The organism is Marivita sp. (assembly GCF_020055635.1).
GTDB lineage: Bacteria > Pseudomonadota > Alphaproteobacteria > Rhodobacterales > Rhodobacteraceae > Marivita.
Genome location: NZ_JAIPUT010000114.1, coordinates 1 through 6,083 on the forward strand (window position 1 = coordinate 1; position 6,083 = coordinate 6,083).

7 protein-coding genes and 1 pseudogene are annotated in these 6,083 nt (G+C 62.2%); 6 read left to right on the forward strand and 2 right to left on the reverse strand.

The genetic code is table 11. The features are described 5' to 3' along the window. Nucleotides 1-786: AraC family transcriptional regulator ligand-binding domain-containing protein (locus LCF60_RS23010; RefSeq protein ID WP_292294874.1), on the reverse strand; the 786-nt coding region annotated here is incomplete at its 3' end. A gap of 180 nt (nt 787-966) precedes the next feature. Between LCF60_RS23010 and LCF60_RS23015 the strand changes: the two genes are divergently transcribed. The 4 genes from LCF60_RS23015 (at nt 967) to LCF60_RS23030 (ending at nt 3,528) form a co-directional block, all read left to right on the forward strand. Beyond that, nucleotides 967-1,716, forward strand: coding sequence for an SDR family NAD(P)-dependent oxidoreductase (locus LCF60_RS23015; protein WP_292294875.1), 750 nt, complete (start codon nt 967-969; stop codon nt 1,714-1,716). A gap of 23 nt (nt 1,717-1,739) precedes the next feature. After that, a complete protein-coding gene (locus LCF60_RS23020) occupies nt 1,740-2,276 on the forward strand; it encodes an anthrone oxygenase family protein (RefSeq protein ID WP_292294876.1) in 537 nt (178 codons plus the stop codon). Between the two features lie 95 nt (nt 2,277-2,371). Then, nucleotides 2,372-3,130, forward strand: coding sequence for an alpha/beta hydrolase (locus LCF60_RS23025; protein ID WP_292294877.1), 759 nt, complete (start codon nt 2,372-2,374; stop codon nt 3,128-3,130). Then, a complete protein-coding gene (locus LCF60_RS23030; RefSeq protein ID WP_292294878.1) occupies nt 3,127-3,528 on the forward strand; it encodes an MAPEG family protein in 402 nt (133 codons plus the stop codon). The genes LCF60_RS23025 and LCF60_RS23030 overlap by 4 nt, the downstream gene beginning before the upstream one ends. A gap of 43 nt (nt 3,529-3,571) precedes the next feature. On the opposite strand, the gene LCF60_RS23035 is transcribed toward LCF60_RS23030, so the two are convergent. Next, the gene (locus LCF60_RS23035) at nt 3,572-4,597 is read right to left on the reverse strand and encodes an AraC family transcriptional regulator (RefSeq protein WP_292294879.1); all 1,026 of its coding nucleotides are present in this window, start codon (nt 4,595-4,597) and stop codon (nt 3,572-3,574) included. Between the two features lie 185 nt (nt 4,598-4,782). Here LCF60_RS23035 and LCF60_RS23040 point away from each other — a divergent pair, with 185 nt between their 5' ends. Both LCF60_RS23040 and LCF60_RS23045 read left to right on the forward strand, forming a co-directional pair. Further along, entirely contained in the window at nt 4,783-5,241 is a 459-nt protein-coding gene (locus LCF60_RS23040; protein WP_292294880.1) for a (2Fe-2S)-binding protein, read from the forward strand. 3 nt (nt 5,242-5,244) lie between these two features. Further along, a pseudogene (locus LCF60_RS23045) lies at nt 5,245-6,083 on the forward strand (molybdopterin-dependent oxidoreductase); the annotation flags it as partial.

A 6,083-nucleotide genomic window follows, 5' to 3' on the forward strand; every position in this document is an offset into this window, starting at 1 on the left:
GCTGCGGCTCAGTCTGAGGCGCCCGCAGACATGGGCGATCGTGGGTTCGGTGATAGAAAATGCCTCAAGCATCGTCGCGCGAACCCGGTCTGACAGGGGCAAGCCCTTGGACTGGATCATGGCCTGGGCCTGAAGGTCCGCTTCGGTTGCCTCCCAAAGCTCGAGATTGTCGGAGATGAAGGGAACGCGCGCATCTGAGCGGGAATAGATCAGCGTTGCGTCACCTTCTTCAGGGGTTTGTGCGAAAACGTCTGCCAGCCTTTCGCGTTCGCCCAGAGGGAGGGGAAGGCATACCCGCAGGGGCTTGATTGCACGACATGCAAGCGCGTTTGCCTGCGCGTGAAGATAGATGATCTGAGGGCTGCTGAAAGATCCCGGCAAGGGTTCTCCGGTAAGATCAGGGGCGACGCGAACACTGAATTCCGACGACGTGCGGGACACGATGAATCGCATCGGTCCGAACAGGCTCTTGAATTTGGCCATACGGTCGATGCCGGTTTCGAAATCCGGTGCAGTCGATAGCGCGAAGAGAACCGGGATCGCAGGACCGCCTGCCATCCGCAATCCGAGAAGCTTTGAGACGTCCTGTTGCCCCGAAAGGTCCATCATCGCGGTCCAGAGGCGCAGGTATTCGTCAGCCGAGACAAGAAAAGCCCTGTCCTTACGCTCGGTCGCCGCGATGCCCGCCTGGGCCAGAACTGTGTGCCAGCCGACACCCAGCATCCCGCAGATCGGGCCCGACAGGACGGCGGAAGTGTAGATCGGGGATCGCTCTTGCGACTGCATACCGGCGGCCTTTCTCGCGGGGACTCCGCGCAATGCACTAAGAACACCCGCCGTGGCCTTGGCAACGGCTATGAGCCGATCTGCAAGTCATTGATCTGATCTGCAAGTCGCTTCTCGTGGCACGGCCCCGGGCCGCAGATCATATTCGGAAGCAGCCAATGCCGCACAGGGGCCGCACGCATGAAACTCAACGGAAAGATCATACTCGTGACCGGAGGCGGGCGCGGCATCGGATTGGAATTTACCCGGCAACTCGCCGCGCTTGGCAACACCGTCATCATCACCGGGCGCAACAAAGCGACGCTGGAGACCGCCGCGCAAGAGACCGGAGCGGAGCCATTGCCCGGCGACGTGACATCGGCACAAGATCAGGACCGCTGGATCGAGGAGATCAGGGTGCGCCATGGCCGGATCGACCTGCTCATCAACAATGCGGGCATCCTGTTGCCATATGACTTTGCCTCGGACGCCGATACGCTCGAAAAGATCGAGCGCGAAATTGCGACCAACTCGGTCGCCCCCCTGACTTTGACCCGGCGTGCCTTGCCACTGCTCAAGGTGGGTGACGCGCCCGCCGTCTTGTTCATCAGTTCCGCAGCCGCGTTCGTCGCGGCTGCGGCAACCCCGGTTTACTCCGGCACAAAGTCCCTGTTGCACCACTCCGCCCAGGCGCTGCGGCATCAGTTGGCGCCGCTGGGCATTACGATATTCGAGGCGATGCCCCCCGTCGTCGACACTGACATGGGCGCAGGTCTCAAGTCTGACAACTTCAAGAAGATGGCGCCGGACAAACTCGTGCGCGGCATCTTGAAAGGCTTGCGCGAAAACCAGCAAGAGATGCTGCTGGGTCAGGCCCGACAAGTGAAATGGCTCAGTCGGATCGCACCGGGCTTTGCCTTCCGCCAATTCTCCAAGACCGAATTTCACTGAGCATCCCGCAGGAGGTTCCGCTCATGTCATCCGATCCTTATCGCAGCCGTGTTAACACGCTCGCCATCGTCACGTCGGCGGCCTTCTTCGGCGCCAATCTCTTCATCGGGCTGTCGATTGGGGTTTACTGGCTCAGTCTCTCTCCTGCTGATTTCGTGGCGCAATTCTTCCCCCAGTTCAGCAATTTTCTCTACACGATCATGCCGCTTTTTCTGCTGATGCCGATTGGCCTGATCCTGTCTGCCCGGCTCGATTGGCAGAATGCCCCGGCACGGCGGAACTGGGTAATCGCACTTTGGCTTTATCTGGCCGTCTCGCTGATCACGATCTTTTATCACATGCCGCTCAACGTGCGCCTTGCGGCGGCGATCGGGTCGCCGTTGGGTGATACGCTGAACTTCTACAAGAGCATCGCGCTTGTCGGTCCGGTGACGGAGGAGAACGCCGCCACGATCCGTGCGACCTGGCTTTTGGGACATGTCCCTCGCATACTGATCACGCTTGCCATCCCCGTCTATGTGCTGCGCGCCATGACCAAGAGGCAGCAGGGGCAAGCATGAACCTTGAATTCTGCACAATTGACGGTCTTCGGATCAGATATGCGGCGTCGCGAAACGCAGGGAAGCCGTCGGTCGTCCTGACCTCGCCGCAGCCGATGAGCATCCTGACCTATAGCGCATGGTGGGACCGGCTGGCCGATGAGTTCGATGTGGTCGCGGTGGACCTGCCGAACCATGGCGGCTCCGACGCGGCACGCCATGTGACAACGGTCAGCCAGCATGTGGGCTTCTTCGCCAAGATCCTCGATCATTTCGACCTGGCCCATCCGCACTTCATCGGGCCCGATATCGGCACGCCCATGGCTCTCAGGTTCATGGCCGACACGCCAGGTCGTCTGAAATCCGCCACGCTTGGCGATGCTGGATGCGTCGGTGTGGTGGAAGGGGCATGGCTGTTCAGGAAATTGGTCTACTCGCACATAATGCGTCTTGTCGTCCTTTCCGCAGGCGGGGCGATCGGAGGTCGCATTTATTGCGCCGTTGCAAATGCGATCGGGTATCGGCTCAGTCGCCCGACCGCCGCCGCCAAGGCCGACTATCTGGCGGGGTCAACGAATTTTGCAAAGCTCAGGGGACAGGTCGGATTTCTTGGGAGCTACCCAAACGAGACACCATCCCTCCAAGACGATGTCCTGAAGATCAAGACTCCGGTCCAGGTCCTGCACGGCGAATTCGACACATTCGTATCGGTGTTTAACTCAAGGCGACTGGACGATCTGCTGCTCAACAGCCGCTTTGCCCTGATTGAAGGTGCCGGACACTACGCATGGGAAGACGCGGCCGAGGATTACTTCGCGCGTGTGTTGGCCTTCATCGCCGAGGTCGAGGGCGAAAGTGAGGATGTGAAGCAATGACGCTCGAAGCTCTTAGCATCGTGATCTACACCCTTCTGATATTCGCAGCCGTCATGGTGCAGGCCGTCTATTCGGCCCGGACGGCAGGGCCGGCCTTCGGGTTCTCCAACCGCGAGGGCGCCCCCCCGGGCATGGGGGCAGCGGGTCTGCGGATCGACAAGACGCTGGCAAATCTCAAGGAAGGAGCGATCATGTATCTGCCGCTGGCGCTTCTGGCTGTCAGCCTGGATGTCTCGAACGCATGGACCTGGAGCGCGGCGCTTCTGACCATTGTCTCGCGGCTGATCTACGTCCCAGTCTTCTACCTTGGCATTCCGATCGTGCGCACACTGGTCTGGGCGCCTGGTTTCGTTGCCATTCCCACGCTTGCGGTCGGGATTCTCATCGGGGCAGCCTGATGACAGGGGCAGCCGGGGACCGCGCGCCGCAACGATCCCGTGCCTATTCCGTCTCTTCGGTCGGCGTCGTCGGGCGCGCCGATACCTCGCGAAAAGCCAGGGGTGCCTGTCCTGTCCACCGCCGGAAACTCCGAGAAAAGCTGTTGGCATCGCGGTAAGCAAGGGCACCAGAGATCTCGTCGGCGCGCAGGGTGGTCTTTGTGAGGTAGCGGATCGCCATGTCGCGCCGAACAACGTCCAAGACTGCCTGATAGGTGGTCCCGTCATCGCGCAATCGCCGCTGCAATGTGCTGCGGCTGATCCCTAGAGCGATGGCAACATCCTCGGCTCCCGTGCGCCCTGCGGGCATCAGATCAACCAAAGCTCCCCGCACCCGATCGGTGATGGGCCAACGGTCGTTCTGGGCTGCAAGCTGAAGCTTTAAGTCCGCCTCGATGTCGGCCCAAAGGGAGGGGTTTTCGGAGATGAAACGGCGGTTCGCATCTTCGCGCGAAAACGCCACGTAGGAGACATGCGATCGTTCCGGCATGACCCCGAGATGACCTGCGACCATACGCCGATCCTCTTCCGTTCCGTCGAAACCCGCCGCAACCGGGCTGACCAGATGGGCCGCCGCGCCGCGAATATTCTCAACTGCGACCACGAGGTGCAGCGCGCCAAAGCTCGGGGGCATAGGCGCGCGGGCATCGACGCTTTCAAATTCCACCCGCAGCAGCGCGTCGTCCCGGAACACCCGCATGAGCGTCGGGCCCAAGAGCGACTTGAATCGCGCCAGGCGCATTAGCCCGGTTTCCATATCTGGCGCGCAGGACAGCGTGAAAAAGACCGGGATCACCGGCCCGCGAGAGATCGCGACGCCGAGGTGAGGCACATAATCGGGGCGCGGCGAGAGCACCTCCATCGTGTTCCAGCAGTCGAAATACTGCTGCGCCGTCACCCGCGCCTCGGTCCGGCCATGAAGAAGCGTGCTAAGGCCCGCGGTCTCGAGCATCACCCTCGGATCGACGCCGAGGATCCGACACGCCACGTCGGTCGCCATGTAGAGCGAGTAGGTTTGCGATGTGTCCATGTGCCCGGTCCTTCAAGGTAATTGCCTGAATGCCACGGGCACATGGTTCGGACCAGACTCTGAATGCCGGCTGACCCAATCTGCATGAGCCTGACCACATATGCATATCGCCGCACTGCGTTGTCGGACCTAACTTATAGGCATTGATACGCCAAGTCTCGTCCACCAGCCGACTGGAGAAAGCCATGGACCTTACGATAAACGGCGCCAGTCACACGGTTGACCTGCCAGACGACATGCCGCTGCTCTGGGCGCTGCGGGACGGTCTGAACATCATCAGCGTCAAGTACGGCTGCGGGATCGCGCAGTGCGGTGCCTGCACGGTGCATATCGACGGTGAGGCGGTGCGGTCCTGCCAGGTAGTGCTGGCTGATGTCTGGGGCGAGATCACGACGATCGAGGGGCTGGGCACGCCCGAAGCCCTGCACGCCATTCAGGCGGCCTGGATCGACCATCAGGTCGCGCAATGTGGTTACTGCCAATCCGGCCAAATCCTGCAGGCCGCCGACCTTCTGGCGCGCAACCCCGAGCCGTCCGATGACGATATCGACGCCGCGATGTCGGGCAACCTGTGCCGATGCGGGACCTACCCCCGCATTCGTGCCGCAGTCCACGCTGCAGCCAGCATGATGCAGGAGTCTTGAAGGATGGGCCGCGTCAGAACCATTGCCCGCCGCAGTTTCCTGATCGGGTCGGCCGCCATTGCCGGCGGGGTCGCCTTCGGGGCCTATGTCGTCGCCCGCCCGATCCCCAACCCCCTGCTCGACGATCTGTCCGATGGGGAGGCGGCCCTGACACCCTTTGTCAAGATCACGCCAGAGGGGATCACGTTGATCGTGCCGCGTGCCGACGTGGGCCAAGGGATTGCGTCAACCCAGGCCATGCTGATCGCCGAAGAACTGGACATTGATCCCGCCACCGCCAAGCTTGACCCCGGCCAGCCGCATCAGGCCTATTTCAACGGCACCGTCGCGGCGGAAAGCCTGCCCTTCCCGGCGTGGGACCATGGGGTCGTGGCCCGGACTGTGCGCGATCTGATGGTCACTGTTTCTCGGCTGACCAGTTCGCAGTTCACCGGCGGTTCGTCGTCCACCGCCGACCTGCATGAGACCTTGCGCCTGGCCGGCGCCACCGCACGCGAAACTCTCAAGGCCGCCGCCGCCGCGCGCACGGGCGTGCCATTGGTCGACCTGCGGACCGAGGACGGGCATGTCCTTCTGCCCGACGGCACGCGCATTCCCTATACCGCGTTGGCCGCCGAGGCAGCCGCGATCGCGCCGGTCACTGACGTCACCCTCCGGCCTGCCGCTGAGTGGCGGCGGCTGGGCAAGCCGTACCAGCGGCTCGACATCGTCGCGAAATCGACCGGAACGCAAAACTATGGGATCGATGTGGTCCTGCCCGGGATGCTTCACGCGACCGTGCGCGCAAACCCAGGGCGTGGCGGCGCCATGGCCGGCTACAACGCCGATGCCGCCCTTGCGAT